Below are 22,353 nucleotides of genomic sequence, written 5' to 3' on the forward strand. Positions count from 1 at the left end.
TTCACACCTCGTCTTCGCGCTGCAGTTCAAACAGTAGCAAAGAACGGCCGGTCACCGCGTACTCGTGATCAAAGTCAAAGCGTTCCTGGCCGCGCACGGCAGGCTCGTTGGTGTCGAGCATGCAGGTCCAGAATTCACCCTCTGGTACCGACGGCAGGCGGAAGTTGACCATGTCGTGGTGCGCATTGACCACCAGCAGCAAGGTGGCATCGGCGCCTGGGCGGCGAATACCGGTTTCCTGGGCGCGGCCATCCATCAACATGCCCAGGCAGCGGCCATGGCTGTCTTGCCACTGTTCGGTGGTCATTTCGTTGCCATCCGGCGCCAGCCAGGTGACGTCCTTCACGCCGATGTCTTCGTTGTAGTCGCCCACCAGGAAGCGCCCACGACGCAGGATCGGGTAGGCCAGGCGCAACTTGATCAAGCGTTTCACAAACTTGAGCAGCGCCTTGCCGTCTTCGTCAAGGTCCCAGTTGATCCAACCGATCTCACTGTCCTGGCAGTAGGCGTTGTTGTTGCCGTGCTGAGTGCGGGCGAACTCGTCGCCGGCCACCAGCATTGGCGTGCCTTGGGACAGCAGCAGCGTGGCGAAGAAGTTACGCATCTGGCGCAGACGCAGTGCGTTGATTTCCGGATCGTCGGTCGGGCCTTCGACGCCGTGGTTCCAGGACAGGTTGTTGTTGCTGCCGTCCTGGTTGTTTTCGTCGTTGGCTTCGTTGTGCTTGTCGTTGTAGGAGACCAGGTCGTGCAGGGTGAAACCGTCGTGCGCGGTGATGAAGTTCACCGAGCTGTACGGGCGACGACCACGGTGGTTGAACATCTCGCCGGAGGCGGTCATGCGGGCGGCGAAGTCAGCCAACTGGCTGTCGTCGCCTTTCCAGAATGCGCGCACGGTATCGCGGAAACGGTCGTTCCACTCCACCCAGCCCGGCGGGAAGTTGCCCACCTGATAACCGCCAGGGCCACAGTCCCAGGGCTCAGCGATCATTTTCAACTGGCGCAGCACTGGGTCCTGGCGGCAAGCCACGAGGAAGCTGTGGCGCTCGTCAAAGCCGTCGCGGTAGCGGCCGAGGATAGTTGCCAGGTCAAAACGGAAGCCGTCGACGTGCATTTCCGTCGCCCAGTAACGCAGGGAGTCGGTCACCATTTGCAGCACGCACGGGTGGCTCAAGTCCAGGGTGTTACCGGTGCCGGAGTCGTTGATGTAGAAGCGTTTGTCATCCGGCATCAAGCGGTAGTACGAGGCGTTGTCGATGCCGCGCATCGACAGGGTCGGCCCGCGTTCGTTGCCTTCGGCGGTGTGGTTGTAGACCACGTCCAGGATCACTTCGAGCTTGGCTTCGTGCAGGTGCGCGACCATCTCCTTGAACTCGGCGATCTTGCCGCTGGCCAGGTAGCGTGGGTCGGGGGCAAAAAACGCGATGCTGTTGTAGCCCCAGTAGTTGGTCATGCCTTTTTCCAGCAGATGCTGGTCATTGACAAAGGCATGCACTGGCAGCAGCTCCACCGACGAGATACCCAGCTGGCGGATGTGCTTGAGCACGTCATCTTCCATCAGCCCGGCGCAGGTGCCGCGCACGGATTCGGCGACCGAAGGATGGCGCATGCTGATGCCGCGCAGGTGGGTCTCGTAGATGATCGTACGGTCCCACGGCACGCGCACCGGTTGGTCATTGCCCCAAGTGTGCGCCGGGTCGATCACTTTGCATTTAGGCACGAAGGGCGCGCTGTCGCGCTCGTCGAAGCTGAGGTCGTCATCCGGGTGGCCGATGGTGTAGCCGAACAGCGCCTCGGACCATTTGAGTTCGCCCACCAACTGCTTGGCATACGGGTCGATCAGCAATTTGTTGTGGTTGAAGCGGTGGCCGTTGGCCGGATCATACGCACCGTACACGCGGTAGCCGTAAATCAGCCCGGGGTGGGCGTCGGGCAGGTAGCCGTGGAAGGTTTCGTCGGTGTATTCGGGGAGTTCGATACGTTCCAGTTCGACTTCGCCAGAGTCGTCGAACAGGCACAGCTCCACCTTGGTGGCGTTGGCCGAGAACAGTGCAAAGTTGACACCCAGGCCATCCCAGGTGGCGCCAAGCGGGAAGGGCAAACCTTCACGAATCCGCGACGGCTCATTGTCCGGCGTCGGTGGGGTTTTATCGGGTTTGCTCATTGAGTTGCTCCTGCAGAGGGTCTTTTTTCAGGCCGAACGCGGCCGTACTGACGCAAGGTCAGATCAATCTAAAATTTCGTACAAAACCCCATAGGAGCCGGCTTGCCGGCGATAGCGATCTTGAGAGCGCCATCGCTGGCAAGCCAGCGCCTGAACAGGGCGGTCAGCTGGCGGGCTTGCGCGGTGCTGCCTTGGGTTTTTTAGGCGGCGGTGGCGGGGCGGCCTTGGGTTTGGCTGCCGCCTTGGGCGCGGCTTTAGGCTTGGCCGCGGCCTTGGGTTTGCTTGGCGTCAGCGCTTCGGCTTCGGCCAGTTTGCGCGCCATTTCCCAGTGTCGCGCGTCCTCGCCGTGGGGTTTACCTTCAGACTCCCAGATCTGATGCGCCAGTTCGCGAATGCGTTTGTCTTCAGTACTCATCACAATGCTCCTCACAGAAAATTTCAGCTTTCTTGATCATCAGGATTGATAAAGACATTGACCGGGAAATCCCCCAGGGCAGTGCTGATCAACAGCTCCTTGTCTGGTGTGACTGCGCCTGTATGAAAAAGTCCCTTCCAGTTTTGAGTTGTCGCGGCGAACGGTAATTTCACCCGTGTATCGCCCCAAACCTGCGCATTGATCTGTGGATACACACCGTTTTCAAGCAGGGGGTGCGACCAGCGCGGCACCACCACCAGCAAGCGTTTACCCTGATGTTCGCGACAGAACGCGACCACCCGTTCGGCGTGTGTGCCGACCACTTCCAGCGGCGTGTAGGTGCCGCTGCGGAACAGCTCAGGGTGGGCTTTGCGCAAGGCCAGTGCCTGAGCGATCAGCGCCTGCTTGATGCGCCCGTCACGCCAGTTGAACAGCAGTTCGCCGATATCCGGTGGGGTGTCCAGTGCCTGTTGCCGTGCGTTGAAATCCACCGGGCGACGGTTGTCCGGGTCCACGAGACTGAAGTCCCAGAACTCATCGCCCTGGTACAGGTCCGGCACACCCGGCACGGTGATGCGAAGCAAGGTTTGCGCCAGGCCGTTGAGGGCACCGGCCGGGGCAATCGACTGGGCGGCGTCGCCGATGGCACTGCGCAGTGGCTGGCCTTCGTCGCTGAGCAATAGCCGCGACAGGAAGGCTTCGACGCCTTGCTCATACGCGTCGTTGGGCGCGCTCCAGCTGCTCTGCAATTTAGCCTCGCGCAGGGCCTTTTGCTGCCACTGCCACAGGCGTTGCTGATAGCCGTCGAAGTCAGCGCCCTGTTCCAGCGGCCAACTGCCGAGCAAGACCTGGTAGAGGATCAATTCATCGCCTGCCGACGGTGTATTGGCCTCCACCCGCAACGGCGCGGCGAGGGTGCGCCAATGGTTCACCTGCTCGGCGTACCAGGGCGCGCGCTCACTCAGCACGGCCAGGCGCGCACGCGTATCTTCACCGCGCTTGTGGTCGTGGGTGGCGGTGGCCAGCAGGTTGTCGGGGAAGGTCTGCAGGCGGTGTTGGTTGATCGCATGAAACTCGGCCAACGGGGCGCTGAACTGTTCGGTGCTGAAGCCCACATCATTGCGCGACAGCAATACCGCTGAGCGATAGAACGCGGTGTCTTCCACCGCCTTGGCGGCAGCAGGCGAGGTCAGTTGCTGGAAGCGCACGCAGGCGTGCTTGAGGATCTTGCGCTCGCGGCCCACCGGGCGGTTGCGCCAAGGCTGGCCGCCGAGCCATTTTTCCAGGTGTTCGAGCACCGGCCAGTCGCCTTCGCCAAGGGTAGTGCGTGCGCCGTCCATGGCCTGCTGGAACACCTTGTCGTCGGCAGCACTGCGACCGCGCGCGCTGATATAGGTACGGTACACCGGGAAGTGCACGATCAGTTCCTGCAAGGCCCGGCGGATGGCGCCGAGGGTCAGGTCGCGGGTCATCACGTCGTCGCGTGCCACTTGCAGCAGGGCCTGGGCCACGCTTTCAAAGTCGCCGCCGAGGGAGCCGTTGAGGATCTGCTGGCGTGCCAGTCGTGCTTCCTCGATAAACGCCGAAGGCCGCTCGCTGTGACGGGTCCACAACTCGGCCAAGGGCTCGAAGCCTTCCGGTTGATGTTGCAGCAGCGAGAGCTGGTCCATGAATTCGTAGCCGGTGGTGCCGTCCACTTGCCAGTCTTCACGCAGGGTTTCGCCTTCGCCGAGGATCTTCTCGACAAAGATCGGCAAATGCCGCTCCGGCGACAGCGAATCCACGCGGCGGCGCAGCTTGCGGCAGTAGCCGCGCGGGTCGGCCAGGCCGTCGATATGGTCGATGCGCAGGCCGTCCACCAGGCCTTCGCTGATCAGTTCGAAAATCTTGCCATGGGTGGCTTCAAACACTGCCGTGCGCTCGACGCGCAGGCCACCGAGTTCGTTGACATCAAAGAAGCGCCGCCAGTTGATATCGTCCGCCGCCGTGCGCCAACTGGCCAGGCGATAGGCCTGCTGCTCCAGCAACTGATGCAGGCGGTTGAAGCCTTCCGGCTGGCGCCCGTCGAACGCGCTCAACCGCGCCTTGATCGCTGGTAACACTTCGGTGGCGCGTTCCGCCAGCGCTTGCTTGAGCCAGGCCGCCTCATGGTAGGCGTCGTCCTGGTAGGCGAGGGCACTGAAGCGCTCGGCCAGAGGTTTAAGCAGCTCATCGCTGCCGAGGATCGCCGCGTAGTCCTTGGGACAGATCGGGAAACGGTGTTCGTAATGCTCAACGTAGAACGTGCCATGGGCGGCATCGAACTGCAGGGTCAGGGTGCCGGTCTGCAGGGCTTCGCCATAGTCACTGCCGAGGAACGGCATCAACAGTTGGCCCTTGAGCAGCGGGTCGGGCGAATGCCACTGGATATCGAAGAACTCGCTGTAGGGACTCAGGCGCCCCCATTCCAGCAGGTCCAGCCACCAGGGGTTGTCGGCACCGCCGACGGCCATATGGTTGGAGACGATATCGAGGATCAGGCCCATGTCGTGTTCACGCAGCGCAGCGACCAGGCGGCGCAGGGCCGGCTCGCCGCCGAGTTCCGGGTTGACGCTGGTGGGGTCGACCACATCGTAGCCGTGCATGGAGCCGGCACGGGCGCTGAGCAGCGGCGAGGCATACAGGTGACTGATGCCCAACCGGGCGAAATACGGCACCAGGGGCACCGCGTCATCGAGGGTAAAACCTTTATGGAATTGCAGGCGCTGGGTAGCGCGCAGGGGCAGTGCTTTCATCGGTCACGCTCATAGGCTTGGTTGCGCGCGACGGCCAACAGCTCGAGGCGGCGGGCGGCACCGGCATTGTCGAGCAGGCTAGAGGCCTCACCCGCCAGGCGACGGCGCCAATTAGGATGGGTGTCGGTGGTGCCGGGCAGGTTGGCCTGCTCTTCGATGCCAAGGGCGTCCTCCAGCGGCAGCAGCACCAGGGGAGCGCGGGTGTGGCCGAGGTAGCGCACGCTGGCGTCGATCATATGGTCGGTTTCATTGCGGATTTCTTCGACGAAGTTCTGCGGGTCCTGGCTCAAGGCCTGACGCAGGGCCTGGCGCTCGCGCAAACGGTGTTCGCTCCATTGCTCCACGGTGGGCGCATCGATCAGGCCGAGCTGGATATTCCAGTCGATGTCACGGCTGTGCCACCAGCCGTTGAGCGTCGGCAGGTCGTGGGTGCTGGTGGTGGCCAGGGCGTTGTCGGGCCAGTCGAGGATCGGCCGGAATTGGCCGTCGTGGTTTTGCTCGAACAACAGCACGCGCATGCCCAGGATCGAGCGCGCGATGAGTTTTTCGCGCAGGCCATCCGGCACCGTGCCCAAGTCTTCACCAAGCACGATGGCCTGGTGGCGGTGCGACTCCAGCGCCAGCAGGCGCAGCAGGTCGTCTACCGGGTAATACAGGTAGGCGCCTTCCTTGGGCGAGGCGTCCATGGGAATCACCCACAGGCGTTGCAGGCCCATTACGTGGTCAATGCGCAGGCCGCCGGCATGGGCGAAGTTGGCGCGCAGCATCTCGATAAAGGCGCGAAAGCCATGGCGCTTGAGGCCTTCGGGGGAGAACGCGGAAATGCCCCAGCCCTGGCCGGCGCGGTTGAGAATGTCCGGCGGGGCGCCCACGGTGAGGTCCGCGAGCAGTTCATCCTGGCGGCTCCAGGCCTGGCTGCCGCCACCGTCGGCACCCACGGCCAGGTCGGCGATCAGGCCGACGCCCATGCCGCTGCCGCGCGCGGCTTGTTGCGCGCGCTCAAGGCAGCGCGCGATCAGCCATTGGCTGAAGGCGAAGAAGCCGATTTCATCGCGATTGTCTTCGGCGAACTGCGCCAGCGCCGGGCTCTGCGGGGTGCGCCAGGCTTCGGGCCAGTGGCGCCAGTCGAGGTCTTCACCTGCCGCGGCGCGGGCCGCTTGCACCGCTTCGAAGCGGCAGTGGTTTTCCAGGGCTTCACCGCCGGCCTGGCGGAAACTCTGGAAGTCGGCGTGTTGCGGGTGGTGGCCGTGGCGGAAGTCTTCATACAGCGCACGCAGCAGGCGCTGCTTGGCCTTGGCCGCAGTGGGCCAGTCAATCAGAGTGTGTTGCTCCAAGTCGTGCAACTCGTCGGCGAGCCCTGTTGCCTCGATGGCATTACGCACTTCGCGCTCACCGAGGATGCAGCCCGGCGAGGCGTACAAGCTGTTGAGGAACAACCGGCTGGAGGGCGAATACGGGCTGTAGCGCCCGGTGTCGGCGCTGAACATCGCGTGCATCGGGCTGATCGCCAACGCATCGGCGCCACGCTCGGCCGCCGAACGGGCCAGGTGCTCCAGGGCCAGGGTGTCGCCGAAGCCACCATCGCCTAGGCGACGCAGGCTGTACAGTTGGGCGCTGAGGCCCCAGGCACGGGCGGGTTGGGTGTCGACGGCTTCTGCCACGCTGTAGCAGTGAGTCGGAGCAACGGCCAGGGTGAAGCTCTGGTCGGCAATGTGGACCTGGTGATAGCCCAGGGCAATGACACCGGGCATGACGGCGTCGCCATCGAGCCGCAGTTCCAGGGTGTCGCCGTCTTCGAGGCTGACCCGGCACGGGGTATCCGGTTCGAAGTAGCGGGCCAGGTCCAGGCCTTCGCCGCTGTCGATGGTCAGCAGGGGCGGCAGGTGTTTGTCTTGTTGCACCCGCTCCAGGTCGAGCAGGCTGGCGTCGATCTCGGCATCGGTGTCGGCCGGGTGGCCCAGGCCTTTGAGAACGGCGCGCAAGGCGTCGGGTTTCACACGTTGCGGGCGGCCGTTTGCGTCGATCCAATCGACGGCCAGGCCCGCTCGGCTGGCGAGGATTTCCAGGTTCGCTTCGCTCAAGGGTGCTCTCCAACAGGGGATAGGGTGACACGTGCGCTGTACGGCGGCAGGTGTGCGCCGGCATCGGCAGGCGTTTGAAAAAGAACCGGCGCTGTAGCCGGGTGATCCAGGGGCGCGTCGCTCAGGTTGAGGTCGATCTGCAACACGCTGCCATTGCCCAGGCGCCAACGGGCGCAAACGGCACCCTCAGCCAACACCTCGGCGCCCAAGGCCATGCTGCCCGGCAAATGGGGCACGAGGTGGCGATGGCGCAGGCTCAGTAGCTGGCGGTAGAGCTGGGTGTGTTCGTTTGCGTCAAAACTGGGCGTTGTCTGCACAAAGGTTGGCAGGGCATTGGGATCGGGGATGCGCTCGCGTCGCTCCGGGTCCTGGAATGCCGCGAAATCCTTGAACTCATTGCGTCGGCCTTCGCGCACCGCCTCTGCCAGTTCGCCATGGTGGTCGGTGAAAAACAGGAACGGCTGCGCAGCGTTGACTTCATCGCCCATGAACATCAGCGGGATCATTGGCGACAGCAGCAGCAGGGCGGTCGCCGCCTTGAGCGCTTGCGGCGAGCAGAGTTGATGCAGGCGCTCGCCCAGGGCGCGGTTGCCGATTTGATCGTGGTTTTGCAGGAACGCCACGAAGGCGGTCGGGGGCAAGTAGCCGCTGGGTTCGCCACGCTCATGGCCATGCCGAGTGGTGTGCCCCTGGTAGATAAAGCCTTCGCCCAGGCAGCGGGCCAGTTTGGCGGTAGGCGCTTCGGCGAAGTCGCTGTAATACGCGTCGGTTTCGCCGGTCAGCAGCACATGCAGGACGTTGTGGAAGTCGTCATTCCATTGCGCGTCGAAATCGTGCTGCAGGAGGCTGGCCTGGTTGAGCTCGTTTTCCAGCATCAGCCAGACGTGGCGACCCGTGTCCACTTGTTCGCGAACGCGGTGCGCCAGCTCCTTGAGGAAGTCCGGGTTGTCGATGGCGTGTACGGCGTCCAGGCGCAGGCCGTCGAAGCGGTATTCGAGCAACCACATCAGCGCGTTATCGAGGAAAAAGTCCCGCACTTCACGCCGATCGAAATCGATACCCGCGCCCCATGGCGTGTGCACGTCTTCCTGGAAGAAGCCCTTGGCGTACTGGCCCAGGTAATTGCCGTCGGGCCCGAAGTGGTTGTAGACCACGTCGAGGATCACCGCCATGCCATGTTCGTGGGCGCTGTCGATCAGGTGCTTGAGCTGTTCAGGTGTGCCATAGGAGGCTTGGGGGGCATAGGGCAAGACCCCGTCATAACCCCAGTTGCGATCGCCGGGGAATTGCGCCAACGGCATGAACTCAATCGCGGTAATCCCGAGCTCGGCCAGGCGTGGCAGGTGCTTTTCGATTTCGGCGTAACCGCCCATGGCGCCGACGTGCAGTTCATAGATAACGGCTTCGTGCCAGGGACGCCCCTGCCAATTGCTGTGGCGCCATTGATAGGCGAGAGGGTCGACCACCAGGCTCCAACCGTGTACATCCGCGGCCTGGGCCCTGGAGGCAGGGTCGGGTACATCCATTTCCCCATCGATATTGAAGCGGTAGCGCGTGCCCGCCGGGCACGCTATTTCAGTTTCAAACCAGCCATCTGCCTGGGGCAGCATGGCGACGGACTTGCCGTTTTCCAATTCAACGCTGACATAAAACGCGTCTGGCGCCCACAAGGCAAAACGCGTGTGTTGCGCGTCCAACATGATTGCGCCGTGGGGCCAGGTTTCCAGAGTCCGTAACGGCATCTACAAAAACCTCCCTTTGATTATTTAGCGGATTTCCCCAGTGCTTTAGCCACCAGTTGCTCATACAGTTCGGCGTAGGGTTCCACCGCCTGGCTCCAGTTGAAAGGCTGTGTCATTGCCCGGCAGCGCATGGCGTTGAGCAAGCCAGGGAAGGCAAACACCTTGAACGCGCGGCTCAAGGCTTCTTTGTAACTGTCGACAGTGGATTCATTGAACAGAAAACCCGTTACGCCGTTTTCGATGGTGTCAGCCAGGCCGCCGGTGTTGCGTGCCACAGGCAGCGAGCCGAAGCGCTGGGCGTACATCTGGCTCAGGCCGCAGGGCTCGTAGCGCGACGGCATCAGCAGGAAGTCGCTGCCGGCGAACATGCGACGTGCGTCGGTCTCGTTAAAGCCGATGCGCACACCAATCTGGCCCGGGAAGCGCAGCGCCAATTCACGCATGGCGTTTTCTTCTTCCGGCTCGCCGCGACCGATGATCGCGATCTGGCCACCTTGCTCGACGATAAAGCTGGCCACGGCTTCTGTGAGGTCCAGGCCTTTCTGGAACACCAGGCGCGAGACCACGGCGAACAGCGGGCCCGTCGAGTCGTGCAGGCCGAACAGGTTGCGCACCTGCGCGGCGTTCACCGCCTTGCCTTCCCAGTCGCCAATATTGAAGTTGTGCGTCAGGTGCGGGTCGGTCGAGGTTTCCCAACTGTCTTCAATGCCGTTGGGAATGCCGCTGAGCAAGCCTTGCTGGGTCTTGCTGGCCAAAAAGCCGTCCAGGCCGCAGCCGAATTCGGGGGTGGTGATTTCCTGGGCGTAAGTGGCGCTCACCGTGGTGATATGGCTGGAGTACGCCATGCCCGCCTTGAGGAACGACATCTTGCCGTAGAACTCCATGCCTTCCTGTTGCAGGGCGTGGGGTGGAATGCCCAGCTCCGGCGTGGACGCCAGGCTGACCACGCCTTGATAGGCCAGGTTGTGGATGGTGAACAAGGTTGGGGTGCGTGACCCGCGCCAGTGCATATAGGCCGGGGCCAGGCCAGCGGGCCAGTCGTGGGCGTGCACCAGGTCCGGGCACCAGTGGATCTGTGCGAGGTTAGCGGCCATGTCGGCGGCGGCCAGGCCCAGGCGGGCGAAACGGATATGGTTGTCAGGCCAGTCGCGACCGTTGTTGGCACCGTACGGCGTGCCTTCGCGCTCATAGAGCTCGGGGCAGATCAGCACATAGATGACCAGGCCGTCCTTGAGGTCCATGCGCCCGATCTTGCACGGCGGCAGCGCGGCGTGGCCACCCAGTTCACCGATGATATGGATCGGGTTGTCGCTCTCCATCACCTGCGGGTAACCCGGGATCAGCACCCGCACATCGTGCAGGTGGGCCATGGCGCGGGGCAGGGCCGCGGACACATCGCCCAGGCCGCCGGTTTTCACCAGGTCGGCAAATTCCGAGGTCACGAACAGGACTTTCTTGCGATTAGGATTCTGACTCACGATCGGCCGCACAGTGGTGGGCAGGTCGGCCAACAGAGGCCCCCCTACCGGTTGACTGACACGCTCTCCCTGAATATCTACAGCGGCACTGATCATAGTTCTCTCCCACATGTTGGTCGGCTAATGGCCCGCTGCCATTAGCTCCGATGACCGCATCCTGCGGCCAGGCGCACAAGCACTGTACAAACTGGCAAGGCGTATGCCAGTTGCACGGTAAGCCTAAAAAGATTGGATGGACGGGCATCGAGGTGTGAACCACGTGCGCTCGCCTTACCTTAAAACTGGACCTACGGCAGAGTTCGAAAGTTTCGATTTTTTGCGGGGTTTTTGTTTTGGAACGGACCCATCGGTCCTGAGTCTAGGACAGATCCTAGAGCCTGTAGGGTTTTCAGGGTTTTTTTGTAGGACAAAATACTTTTAACAAAAATAGGTCTGGTTATTAGGCGGCGGCGATGGTCGGAGATTTACGGGGAGAGCCGGATTGTTGTAGTGAACGGGCGCTCTGTGGTGAGCGGGCTTGCCCCGCGCTGGAGTGCGAAGCGCTCCCAAATGGGCTATGGCAGTGCACCAAGTAAATCTCGGTTGTCTGGTTTGGGGCTGCTTCGCAGCCCAGCGCGGGGCAAGCCCGCTCACCACAACAAGCCCGCTCACCACTGACGACAAGCTGGCTCAGCCTGGCGTGTCCGTGCGCCCGGAAGTGGTCTTGCCCTTTATTGGTGCGTCAGCCGAGCACCCGAATGGCCGCACCGTTGGCCCAGGCCTGAATGTCTTCAATCATCTGCGAATAGAACTGCCGGTAGTTCTGTTCGCTTACATAGCCGACATGCGGGGTAGCCAGTACATTCGGCAGGCGGCGAAATGGATGATCCGCAGGCAGCGGCTCTTCGGCATACACGTCGAGTGCCGCCCCGGCCAGGCGACCGCTTTCCAGCGCCTGCACCAGCGCCTGCTCATCCACGATGGGGCCACGTGCGGTGTTGACCAAGCGAGCGCTCGGTTTCATCCAGCCCAACGCCTGGGCATCCACCAACCCCCGGCTGCGGTCGCTGAGCACCAGGTGCACGGTGAGGATGTCTGCCTGTTCGAACAGTGCTTGCTTGCTGACCCAGGTTACGCCGGACTCGGCCGCGCGTTCCGGGGTGAGGTTTTCACTCCAGGCAATCACCTGCATGCCAAACGCTTGGGCGAATTGCGCGACTTTCTGGCCAATGCTGCCCAGGCCAAGAATTCCCAGGGTCTTGCCATGCAGATCACCGCCGAGGCCCACCTGCCAGTGACCCGCACGCAAGGAATTGGCTTCCTCCACCAGATTGCGGGTGGAGGCCATGATCAACGCCCAGGTCAGTTCCGGCGCGGCGTGTTTATAGCTGTCGGTGCCGCACACCTGAATGCCCAGGGCTTTGGCGGCGGGAATATCAATCGCGGCGTTGCGCATGCCGCCCGTCACCAGCAGCTTGAGCTTGGGCAGCCCTTGCAGAAGTGCCCTGTCGAAGGTGGAGCGTTCGCGCATCACGCAAATCACCTCGAACCCCTGCAAACGCTCGATCATCGTGGCGGTATCCGCCGGGTAGTCGTGCAGGAAGTGCACCTGGCCCACCGCCTCAAGGACTGACCAATCCACCACGCCTCTGGCCACATTCTGCCAATCATCAATGACTGCAATCTGTACCGACATTCACGAGTGCCTCGAAAAAGGTTGGATTAAAGGGCGTTCAACCCCTGCAACAGCGCTTTATGAAACTGTTCCGGCTCTTCCATCTGCGGCGCATGCCCCAGGCCCGGGAATTCCACTAGCGTCGCATGAGGGATCAACCGGGCCACCTGCTTGCCCAGCACGGCATAGTCGCCGAGCTTGGCCTTGACCGCCGGCGGCGCGACATCCTTGCCGATGGCGGTGTTATCGGCGGTGCCGATCAGCAGCAGCGTAGGCATTTGGAGGTGCTTGAATTCGTAGTACACCGGCTGGGTGAAGATCATGTCGTAAATCAACGCTGAGTTCCATGCGACTCGCGTATGCCCCGGGCCGTTGCTCAGGCCGGCGTACATGTCTACCCAACGCTCGTATTCGGGCTTCCAGCGCCCGACGTAATAGGTAGTGAGTTGGTACTTGCGAATGCCCTCGGCGCTGACTTTCAACTCGCGCTCATACCACTGGTCGACGGTCAGCGCGGGCACGCCCAAGGCTTTCCAGTCTTCCAGGCCGATGGGGTTGACCATCGCCAGTTGTTCGGTTTGCTCCGGGTACATCAGGGCGTAGCGAGTAGCGAGCATGCCGCCGGTGGAATGGCCGAGCAGAGTGGCCTTTTGAATGCCGAGCTTTTCCAGCAGTTGGTGGGTGTTGTTCGCCAATTGCTGGAAGCTGTATTGATAGTGGTCGGGTTTGCTGGAGGTGCAGAAGCCGATCTGGTCCGGCGCGATCACCCGGTAACCGGCGTCGCTGAGGGCCTTGATCGAGCCTTCCCAGGTTGCACCGCAGAAGTTCTTGCCGTGCATCAGCACCACGCTGCGGCCGTTGGGCGTGCCTTTTGCCGGTACGTCCATGTAGCCCATTTGCAGGGATTTGCCTTGGGATTGAAACGCGAAATGCTTGAGCGGGTAGGGGTATTCAAAGCCTTGCAGTTCGGGACCGTAGGTCGCTGCAAACACCGGCGAGGCAGTGGCCGTGAGCAGGCCGGCGATACAAAAAGCGCGGATTAGAGGCATTGGCGAGGGCTCCGAGAAGGGTGGCTCGGATGCTGTTGCGAGGGGATTAAGTGCGGATTAACACCCACTGCAAGGTCACGGCCGCTAGCACGCCATAGCGCAGGCTTTTGGCCAGGGTCACCAGCAGCAGGAACCGCCACAGCGGCTCGCGCATCACGCCGGCCACCAGCGTCAGCGGGTCGCCGATGATCGGCACCCAGCTGAGCAACAACGTCCAATGCCCCCAGCGCTGGTAATGGCTACGAGCTTTTTCCAACTGCCGATCGTTGACTGGAAACCAGCGTCGATCCTTGAAGTGTTCAACCCAGCGCCCCAGCCACCAGTTCACCACCGAACCCAGCACGTTGCCGAGTGTCGCAACACCCAGCAGCAGCCACAGGCTGTAATGCCCGCTGAGCAGCAGGCCGACCAGCACCGCTTCCGATTGCAGCGGCAGCAAGGTCGCGGCGCCAAACGCCGCGAAAAACAGCCCCAGGTAGCCTGCGATCATTGCGCCGGGTATTCGGCCACCACGACATCCTTGCCTTCGCGGGTCAGGCCGATGACTTGATAGGCCTCACTGCGACCCTCGACTTCCATGCCTGGCGAGCCCATGGGCATGCCCGGTGCGGCGACGCCCAGCAGGTCGTCACGTTTGCGCAAGGCCAGCACCTGTTCGGCGGGCACATGGCCTTCGACGAATTTGCCATCGATCACGGCGGTGTGGCACGAGCCCAAGCGCGGCGCCACGCCAAGGCGTTGCTTGACGGCGCTCATGTCGGCTTCGACGTGGTCGTTGACCTTGAAACCGTTGCTTTCCAGGTGGCTGATCCACTTTTTGCAGCAGCCGCAGTTGGCATCACGGTGCACGTCGATGGGGATCAACTCGGCGGCTTGCGCCAGGGAGGTGGTGAACAGGGCTGACAGCAGGACCAGGCGCAATGTGGTTTTCATAGGATCTCGCGTGCGGGAGGGGGCCGTTGGGATGGCGGCGATCATGACGACGTCATCGCAGGCAAGCCAGCTCCCACAGGTCAGCGGGTGGCGCGGTAATGTTTCAAGATTATACGAAGGGCGGGTTTTCCAGGCGGTGCTTGAGCTGGCCGAGGGCAATCGCCGACAGTTCGATCATGCGTTCATGCAAGGTGGCCAGTTGCAGCTCGGTTTCATAGGTCAACACGCGCTTGAACAGCGTGCCGCCCTGATGGGGCAACAGGAAGTAGTGAATCGAGCCGTCGACGGCCAGGGAGGTGAACACGGTCTTGAACTCGCCGGGGCGTCGGGCGATTTGTACACGGTAACTCATGGGGACACGCACACCGAGCAGGTCGATGAACTCGGTAAAACGTGCGCCTGCCGGGAGTGAGCCAGTGGTGCCGGTGTCGGCGCTGAGGGAGGTGGGGTGCCATTCGTGCCAGCGATCCGGCTGGGTCACGTAGTCGTAAACGGCGTCGATAGGGGCTTGGATAAAGCGTTCCTGACTGATCCGCTCCAAGCGGACCGATTGCTCGGCTGCGCGCATGGCACACCTCCTGTGTGGCAGTTCTAAGCACTTCGAACTGTCAGAATAGTCCCACTCCCGCACATTGCACGGGAGTGTTTCAGCCGTTTATCACCGCACCTTGAATCGACCCATCAAGGCAATTACCCGGCCATTCGCATCCAGCAGGCTTTGGGTATTGGTTTCAGTGGCGTGGCCGCTCTGTACCAGCTCTTCGACCATTTGTCGGATCTGCACCATGCTGCGGTTGATCTCCTCGGTCACCGCGCTCTGTTGCTCGGCGGCCGTGGCGATCTGGGTACTGAGGTTGTTGATATGGCTGACGGAGCCGGCCATCTCATCCAGCCCGGTGTTCACCCGCGCCGTGGCATCCGCCGCCGACTGGCAACTGGCCTGGGTGTTTTCCATGGCCGCGACCGAAGAACTGACCCCGGCGGTCAGGCGCGTCAGCATCTCGTTGATCTGCGAGGTGCTGGCCTGGGTGCGTGCCGCAAGCGCGCGGACTTCATCGGCAACCACCGCAAACCCACGGCCTTGCTCGCCGGCACGCGCGGCTTCGATCGCGGCGTTGAGGGCCAGCAGGTTGGTCTGGCCGGCAATCGCACCGATCACGCCGAGGGTTTCGGTGATGCGCGCCGCGTCCTGGCGCATGTTTTCCACGCTGTGGGTGGCGCTCGACACTTCGCCGATCAAGGCACTGACGCTATTGGACGCTTCGCCCACGACCACGCGGGAACGGTCGGCGTGCTCATTGGCGCGCTGGGTGAACGCGGCGGTTTCAGCGGCGTTTTGCGCCACGGTGTCGGCGGTGGAGCTCATTTCGGTGATGGCGGTAACCGTCTGATCGGTCTCCGAAGCATGCCGTACCAGGATCTGGTTGGTGTGCGCCGAGGTGCGTTGCAGTTGCTCAAGGCTCGACGACATGGCACCGGTGGCTTGGGTGACTTCGCCGATCATGTTCTGCAGGTAGACGATAAAACGGTTGACCGAGTGACCAATAGCGCCTAGTTCGTCTTCGGCGCGGATGGTGATGCGTCGAGTCAGGTCGGCATCGCCGGCCGACAGCGCGTCGATATTGGTTTTCAGCGACTTCATGCGCTGCACCAGTTGGCGGATCGCATACACCGCGAGCAGCACCAGCAGCAACACCATCGGGATTTGCAGCAAGGCCAGGGTGCCGAGCACGTCATCGCGCTGGGCGGTGATCAGCGAGGTGGGCAGGGCAGTGGCGAGGAACCACGGCGTACCTTCGATGGGGCGCATGTAGAAGGTGCTGGCCACACCCAGGTTGTCGAACTCACTGCGTTGCAGCGCCTGGTCGCGGTGGGCCAGGGCTTTGCTGACCTGGCCGGCGAACGCCGAGCTGCCGGTGAGTTCGCTGATGTTCTTCAACACCACCGGGCCGCTGATGCGCGAGCTGTTGCTGATGATTTTGCCGTCACCTTCGACGATCAGCATTTGCCCGCCGATGTCTTTTTCTTTGCTGGCCACCAGGTCATTAAAGAAGCCCAGGGTTACGTCGATGGTGGCGACGCCATAGGGCACGCCGTCGCGCTGGATGGCCATGGCGCAGTTAGTGCGTGGCTCCTGGCTGGCGTCGTCCTTGTAGGCGGCGGCCCAGGCGCATTGACCGCGCGGTGAGGCGAGGCCGCCCTTGTACCAGCTCTGGTCGTAATAGTTGGGCGCAGGGTCGCTGTTCCAGAAGGTATTAACCGCCAGCTTGCCCGACGCGTCACGGTGCCAGAACGTGCTGTGCTTGTTGCGCCCCGGTGTGCGCTGGTTGGGCAGCGGCCAGATCCCGCCACCGAAGACTTTCAGTTCGCCATATTGATCGACCAGGCCCGGCAGGACTTTGTCGATGGCATCGCTGTCGAGCAAGGGGATGGTCTGGGTGATGGTGCGTTGCTGGGACTGAACCTTGTTCAGTTCGCCCTGGATCTGTTCGGCCACTTCAGCGATGCGGTTGAGCACCACCTGTTCTTCGGTGTGGCGCAGCGTGGGGGCGACCAACTGGCCGATACCCACCACCGTCAACACAAATAACACCAGGACGAACAGCACCAGGAACAGGGTATAGCGGGCTTGGATGGAGCGCAGTGGGGGCATGGGGTCGTCCTTACGAAGCGTTTATTATCGACGCGGCTTTTTTAGAGCTTCGTAGGGCTATCGGCTTGAGCAAGCGGAGCTTTAGGTACGTTCGTACAAGAAAAAAGAGCGCCGGGTGAGGGCGCTCTGTTGACTCAGATATCCAGCATGGCCATCACCGCCTCGGGGTAGCGCAGGCCGGCGGTGGCCTCGGCCGGGAAGATTGCCTCCAGTGCCGCCAACTCAGCCGGGCTGAGGTGGATCGATAGCGCCGCCACGTTTTCTTCCAGGTATTTGCGCTGCTTGGTACCCGGGATCGGAATGATGAAGTCGCCTTGCGCCAGCACCCAGGCCAGCGCCAGTTGCCCGGCACTCACGCCTTTGTCGGCTGCCAGCGCTTGCACCTGCTTCACCAACGCCAGGTTCTTGTCGAAGTTTTCGCCCTGGAAGCGCGGGCTGAAGCGCCGGTAGTCGTCGGCTCCGAAATCGTCTGGGCTTTTCAGCGCGCCGGTCAGGAAGCCACGGCCCAGCGGGCTGTAGGGCACAAAGGAGATGCCCAGGCGGTGGCAGGTGGCGAGGCAGCCGTTGTGTTCCTGGTCGCGGCTCCACAGGGAGTACTCGCTTTGCAGGGCGCTGATCGGGTGCACCCGATGGGCACGCTCCAGAGTGGCGGCGGAGGCTTCGCTGAGGCCCAGGTAACGCACTTTACCCTGGTGCACCAACTCGGCCATGGCGCCAACGGTTTCTTCGATAGCGACCTGCGGGTCGATACGGTGCTGGTAGTAAAGGTCCAGGGTCTCTACCCCCAGGCGGCGCAGGGTGCCGTCGATGGCGTTGCGGATGTATTCAGGGCGACCGTTTACGCCGCGCAAGGCAGGGTTGGCCGGGTCGCGCACGATACCGAACTTGCTCGCCAGGAACACCTGGTCACGTTTGCCGGCGATGGCTTGGCCGATCAGTTGTTCGTTGGTGTGCGGGCCATAAATGTCGGCGGTGTCGAGGAAGTTGACGCCCAGCTCCAGCGCGCGGTGCAAGGTGGCGATGGCCTCGCGGGTGTCGCTGCCGGGCGTATAGAAATCGCTCATGCCCATGCAGCCGAGGCCGATGGCTGAGACGCGTGGACCGTGTGTGCCGAGTTGACGAGTGTGCATGGGTTCAGCTCCTGGAGTGGGAAGGCCTTCATTGTCACGCTCGACACAATCGAGATAAACCAGCTAAAAGCAGTATTACTGTTCGTATTTTCTAAATAATCCAACTGAGGAAATCGCCCTTGGACCGTTTCAACGCGATGCGCGTGTTCACACGGATCGTCGAGTTGCGTGGCTTTGCCAAAGCCGCTGACAGCCTGCAACTGCCGCGCGCCTCGGTCACGGTGTTGATCAAGCAATTGGAAGCGCACCTGGGCGTGCAACTGTTGCAGCGCACCACGCGGCAAGTCAGCCCGACACTGGATGGCGCAGCGTACTACCAGCGCTGTGTGCAATTACTGTCGGACCTTGAGGAAACCGAGGCGGTGTTTTCTACGCAACGCCAGAACCCGCGTGGCACCTTGAGCATTGATATGCCCTCGGGCATCGGGCGCTTGATCGTGATTCCGGCCTTGCCGACATTCACGGCGCGTTACCCCCAGATTGATTTAGAGATCAGCCTGAATGATCGCACGGTAGACCTGATTCGCGAGGGTGTGGACTGTGTGCTGCGCGGCGGTCAGGCACTCGATGAGTCGCTGGTAGCCCGGCCATTGGCGATGATGAACCAGGTGACCCTGGCCAGCCGTGATTACCTCGAACGCTTCGGCGTGCCCGAAACGCTGGACGACCTGGCTGGCCATCGGATGGTCGAGTATGTCTCCCGTACCAGCGGCAAGCGCTTTGGCCTGGAGTTCCAGGTGGGCAGTGAATTGCGCGAGATAAACCTGGAGAAGGTAATCGCGGTCAGCAGCTCCGACGGTTATTTCGCCGCGTGTGAAGCCGGCTATGGCTTGATTCAGGCGCCGTACTATCACGCCACGCGGCAACTGGCCCAAGGCACGTTGGTGGAAGTGCTGCCACGTCTTGCACCTCCCGCCATGGCGCTCACTGCGTTGTACCCACCCCATCGCCAACTGTCCCAGCGGGTGCGGGTGTTTATCGATTGGCTGGTGGAGGTGTGCACCCATCCGGACAGCCCATTGCAACGCCAGACGTGAGTCCGGCGCGCATAAGCAAGGTGTTTAAGAAAGGTAACTCTTGCGCTCAGGCAGCCCCAGTTCCCGGAGCATGCCATTTTCCGTAAAGTGCTCGGGGTTGGTGGCGGTGGGCGGGGTAGTAGGATCGTTATCGAAGTCATAGGGTTGCGCGCTGCTCGGCAAACCGACCACTTGAAACTCGGTGTTGGGAATCTGACTTGAAAACGCTGGTTCCGACGGTGAGTGCTCCAGGGTCCGGCCTGGTAGGTTGGTTCCTGTCGCGCCATTGTAGGCATGCCCCATTTCGTGGATTAAACCGACGATGGGAGGCTCAAGCGTGTCTTTTCTAGGGTCACCCAGATCCATCGGATCGTAATTCAATACCCCCTTATCGGCGCGGGCTCCGGGCTGGCCGTCATAAACTCTGCCGCGTCTTGGGTCATCACGCTCGACCTTGCTGTCTCTGTCGTGTCGCAGCTTATCCAGTTCCGAGCTGCCAAAAAGGTAGCTGTTGCCGTTTTCGCGTTCTTCTCGGACCGTGACTTTTCCTCCAGCGTTGGCAGCTTCCCTGTCCATGTCCTCAAGCATCTTTTGCCCGGTAGGCGAACTGCGCAAGAACTCGAAATCATCGGCGACACGCTGCTTGAACTTAGGGCGACCAACGACGCTAAAGCCTTCGTCACCGGCGTTGCTGGTCTTCACCTTGGTAAATGCGGAGCCTTGGGAGGCGTCGTAGGCATCACCCGCTTTTGCGTATATCCGATCGCCACGCCTATTGTTGATGATCTGGTTTTTACCTTTGCCGGTATAAAAAGTCGTTCGGTCAAACCCTACCAATTGGTCGTTGCCCTTACCGCCATGGAGGATTGTATGTCCGTTGCCAGCATAGAGGCGGTCGTCGCCACTTCCGCCATCCAAGTAGCTTTGCTTGCTCACGGGGCCGGCGCCGGCATACAGCTGATCATTGCCATTGTTGCCATACATGACTGCATTGCCGGAGCCTCCGATGAGGGTGTCGTCGCCGTCATTACCTTCCGCGTAGCCCGTGTTGCTGCCGAGGCGAAGGGTGTCGTTGCCCGCACCACCCAGTAGACGGGTTTTGCCACCGCCAGCGGTCAGGGTATCGTCCCCGTCACCACCATCAATCGTGGCTGGGTTATTCACATCAGGGCTGATGGTGACCCTGTCATTTCCGCCACGGGTGTTGATTTGCAAATTGATGGGCTGGCCCTGTGGGTCGATGCTGTCGAATGCATAATCCTTTCCATTGATTTGCAGGTTCAGGTGACCGTCTGGGCCCTTGCCGACGTACAGGGTGTCGGCTTTATTCCCGGTGTCGATAATCAAGCTGACACTCTTGAGTCGGGGCCAGCCTCCGGACAGGTCCCATTTAGCCTCTCGTTTGATAGTCATGTAGCCGTTATCGACCAGTGTTTCGGATTTGGATCGAACGAGGCCCTCGCCGGGGTCGGAGAGCCGGGGCGGAGTGTAGATCGAGTCTTGAGCGTCGGGGCGCGTGGGAAGGGTGGGGAGATGTTGTTTGGTCGCTGCACTGATGAAGTCGGGGCGTTGGGTAATCACGGGATTGCATCCAAAGTCTGTCGAGTGAGAGCCTCATGGGTGGTGTCCGCGCGCAAAACGTTCCATCTTCCTACAATCGCAGTCGGTGAATCTTCCTGCTTAGCGACTCAATTCTGTATCTGCGACCTGCGATACGCCCCAGGCTGCTGCCCGGTCACTTTGTGAAACGCCCGTGTAAACGCCGCCACCGACTGATAACCCACCGCCAATGACACATCCGCCACCGTCTGATCCTGCTTGAACAGCTGGCAGGCGTGGCGCATGCGCATCATCAACAGCACCTGCCCCGGCGACTGCCCGCACAGTTCATTGAAGCGCTTGAAAAACGCCGAGCGCGACAGCCCGGTACACGCGGCCATGCTCTCCAGGGTCCAGGCATCGGCCGAGTGGGCGATCAATTGCTCCAGCAGGTGGGCAAACGCTGGCTGCCGGCCCAGCGCAGCCAGGCCGCCAAGTTCGGTGTTATCCAGCACCTGTTGGCGCAGCACGTACAGAAACAGCAGATGGCAAAGCCGTTCGAGCAAGGCAGAAGAGGGCGCGGGCACCCGCTCGCACTCTTGCAGGATCAGTTCGAACAGGTTGCGCGCGGCGGTCAGTGAGGGGTCGCCTGCGCGCAGAATGATCCAGGCGGGCAGGGTGTCGACGATCATCGCGGACAAGCCGGACTGGAAATGAAAGAACCCACACACCAGGCCAACGCCATCGTCGGCGGCGCGGTCCAGGGGCACCATCGGCACGCGGGGGCATTCCTGGGCGCCCGCCGCAGTCGGTTCGCCGGACAGGCGATAGGCCAGGTCCCGCAACAGGAACACCGCATCGCCGTTTTCCAGTTGATGGGGCGTGCTGTCGCCCTCGATGTGCAGCCAGCACTGGCCTTGCACCACCAAGTGAAAACTCGCGCTCGCCAGGCCATGGGTGCTCGCATGCCAATCGCCGCAGTAACGGCCGACATGGAACAGGCTGGTGTCGAGTTCGAAGCTGTCTAATAACCAATCGACAAGTGCACTGGACGAATTCATCTAATGGAAAGACTCAAGAGCAAGTAATCGCTACTTTAGACTATTGAGGCGATTTTTTATAACCAACAGACTGGGTACACGAACCCATCAGGAGTCCACTCCATGTCCCGTGTACCGTTGCTCACCCCTGAAACCGCACCGGAAGCGGCCAAGCCCTTCCTGGAAAACGCGCTGAAAGGCTCGGGCTTCATCCCCAATCTGCTGGCGGTATTGGCCAACGCCCCGGCGGCGCTGGAAACCTACATCACCGTGTCCGGCCTCAACGCCAAGGCCGAGCTGAGCCTGGCCGATCGCGAGGTGGTGCAGCTGATTGCCGCCACCACCCATGGCTGCGATTTCTGTGTGGCCGGCCACACCGCCGTGGCGCGCAACAAAGCCAAGTTGCCGGAAGAGGTCATCGACGCCCTGCGCCAACGCGGCGAACTGCCCAATGCCCGCTATGAAACACTCGCCGCCTTCACCCGCGAAGTGATCGCCACCCGTGGCGATGTCAGCGATGCAGGCTTCGATGCCTTCCGCGCTGCCGGTTACTCCGACGGCCAGGCCCTGGAAGTCATTTTGGGCGTCAGCCTGGCAACCCTGTGCAACTTCGCCAACGTGTTTGCCCGTACCCCGTTGAACCCGGAACTGGCGCAGTACCGCTGGGAAAAACCGGCACGCTGAACCT

General features: G+C 61.9%; 17 protein-coding genes and 1 pseudogene. 2 read left to right on the forward strand and 16 right to left on the reverse strand.

Annotated elements, in window-relative coordinates; genetic code table 11:
* Position 1: 1 nt before the first annotated feature.
* The 14 genes and pseudogenes from glgX to CWC48_RS24965 form a co-directional block, all read right to left on the reverse strand.
* Positions 2-2,161 carry a glycogen debranching protein GlgX gene (gene glgX / locus CWC48_RS24905; protein ID WP_078048626.1) on the reverse strand — a complete coding sequence of 720 codons (2,160 nt, stop codon included), beginning with the start codon at positions 2,159-2,161 and terminating at the stop codon, positions 2-4.
* 163 nt (positions 2,162-2,324) lie between these two features.
* Positions 2,325-2,576 (reverse strand): DUF2934 domain-containing protein, encoded by a 252-nt coding sequence (locus CWC48_RS24910; protein ID WP_078048625.1) that lies wholly within the window; start codon positions 2,574-2,576, stop codon positions 2,325-2,327.
* A 23-nt stretch (positions 2,577-2,599) separates the two neighbouring features.
* Positions 2,600-5,350 carry a malto-oligosyltrehalose synthase gene (locus CWC48_RS24915; RefSeq protein WP_100490570.1) on the reverse strand — a complete coding sequence of 917 codons (2,751 nt, stop codon included), beginning with the start codon at positions 5,348-5,350 and terminating at the stop codon, positions 2,600-2,602.
* Entirely contained in the window at positions 5,347-7,431 is a 2,085-nt protein-coding gene (gene malQ, locus CWC48_RS24920) for a 4-alpha-glucanotransferase (protein WP_100490571.1), read from the reverse strand. The genes CWC48_RS24915 and malQ overlap by 4 nt, the downstream gene beginning before the upstream one ends.
* Complete coding sequence (gene treZ, locus CWC48_RS24925) at positions 7,428-9,173, reverse strand: malto-oligosyltrehalose trehalohydrolase (protein ID WP_100490572.1); 1,746 nt, start codon at positions 9,171-9,173, stop codon at positions 7,428-7,430. The genes malQ and treZ overlap by 4 nt, the downstream gene beginning before the upstream one ends.
* Positions 9,174-9,193: 20 nt before the next feature.
* On the reverse strand, positions 9,194-10,747 hold the full coding sequence (gene glgA, locus CWC48_RS24930) for a glycogen synthase GlgA (RefSeq protein WP_078048621.1): 1,554 nt from the start codon (positions 10,745-10,747) through the stop codon (positions 9,194-9,196).
* Between the two features lie 625 nt (positions 10,748-11,372).
* On the reverse strand, positions 11,373-12,326 hold the full coding sequence (locus CWC48_RS24935; RefSeq protein ID WP_100490573.1) for a D-2-hydroxyacid dehydrogenase family protein: 954 nt from the start codon (positions 12,324-12,326) through the stop codon (positions 11,373-11,375).
* 26 nt (positions 12,327-12,352) lie between these two features.
* Positions 12,353-13,354, reverse strand: a complete 1,002-nt coding sequence (locus CWC48_RS24940; protein ID WP_078048619.1) for an alpha/beta fold hydrolase — start codon at positions 13,352-13,354, stop codon at positions 12,353-12,355.
* A gap of 46 nt (positions 13,355-13,400) precedes the next feature.
* Positions 13,401-13,844 carry a YqaA family protein gene (locus CWC48_RS24945; protein WP_100490574.1) on the reverse strand — a complete coding sequence of 148 codons (444 nt, stop codon included), beginning with the start codon at positions 13,842-13,844 and terminating at the stop codon, positions 13,401-13,403.
* Positions 13,841-14,287, reverse strand: a complete 447-nt coding sequence (locus CWC48_RS24950) for a DUF411 domain-containing protein (RefSeq protein WP_078048617.1) — start codon at positions 14,285-14,287, stop codon at positions 13,841-13,843. Before CWC48_RS24950 ends, CWC48_RS24945 begins: the two co-directional genes overlap by 4 nt.
* 109 nt (positions 14,288-14,396) lie before the next feature.
* On the reverse strand, positions 14,397-14,855 hold the full coding sequence (locus tag CWC48_RS24955) for an SRPBCC family protein (protein ID WP_078048616.1): 459 nt from the start codon (positions 14,853-14,855) through the stop codon (positions 14,397-14,399).
* 90 nt (positions 14,856-14,945) lie between these two features.
* Entirely contained in the window at positions 14,946-15,791 is an 846-nt protein-coding gene (locus tag CWC48_RS30955; RefSeq protein WP_370737448.1) for a methyl-accepting chemotaxis protein, read from the reverse strand.
* A 15-nt stretch (positions 15,792-15,806) separates the two neighbouring features.
* Positions 15,807-16,940: pseudogene (locus CWC48_RS30960) on the reverse strand (cache domain-containing protein); the annotation flags it as partial.
* A 134-nt stretch (positions 16,941-17,074) separates the two neighbouring features.
* Positions 17,075-18,070 carry an aldo/keto reductase gene (locus CWC48_RS24965; protein WP_100490575.1) on the reverse strand — a complete coding sequence of 332 codons (996 nt, stop codon included), beginning with the start codon at positions 18,068-18,070 and terminating at the stop codon, positions 17,075-17,077.
* Between the two features lie 119 nt (positions 18,071-18,189).
* On the opposite strand from CWC48_RS24965, the gene CWC48_RS24970 reads away from it, so the two are divergent.
* A complete protein-coding gene (locus CWC48_RS24970) occupies positions 18,190-19,107 on the forward strand; it encodes a LysR family transcriptional regulator (protein ID WP_078048613.1) in 918 nt (305 codons plus the stop codon).
* A gap of 24 nt (positions 19,108-19,131) precedes the next feature.
* Here CWC48_RS24970 and CWC48_RS24975 read toward each other — a convergent pair whose 3' ends face one another.
* Positions 19,132-20,667: a M91 family zinc metallopeptidase gene (locus CWC48_RS24975; protein WP_252992393.1), complete on the reverse strand. Its 1,536-nt coding sequence runs from the start codon at positions 20,665-20,667 to the stop codon at positions 19,132-19,134.
* A 107-nt stretch (positions 20,668-20,774) separates the two neighbouring features.
* The gene (locus CWC48_RS24980) at positions 20,775-21,686 is read right to left on the reverse strand and encodes an AraC family transcriptional regulator (RefSeq protein WP_100490576.1); all 912 of its coding nucleotides are present in this window, start codon (positions 21,684-21,686) and stop codon (positions 20,775-20,777) included.
* Between the two features lie 102 nt (positions 21,687-21,788).
* Between CWC48_RS24980 and CWC48_RS24985 the strand changes: the two genes are divergently transcribed.
* On the forward strand, positions 21,789-22,349 hold the full coding sequence (locus CWC48_RS24985) for a carboxymuconolactone decarboxylase family protein (RefSeq protein WP_078048611.1): 561 nt from the start codon (positions 21,789-21,791) through the stop codon (positions 22,347-22,349).
* Positions 22,350-22,353: the final 4 nt, after the last annotated feature.

The sequence above is a fragment of the Pseudomonas sp. S10E 269 genome (assembly GCF_002798465.1).
GTDB lineage: Bacteria > Pseudomonadota > Gammaproteobacteria > Pseudomonadales > Pseudomonadaceae > Aquipseudomonas > Aquipseudomonas pergaminensis.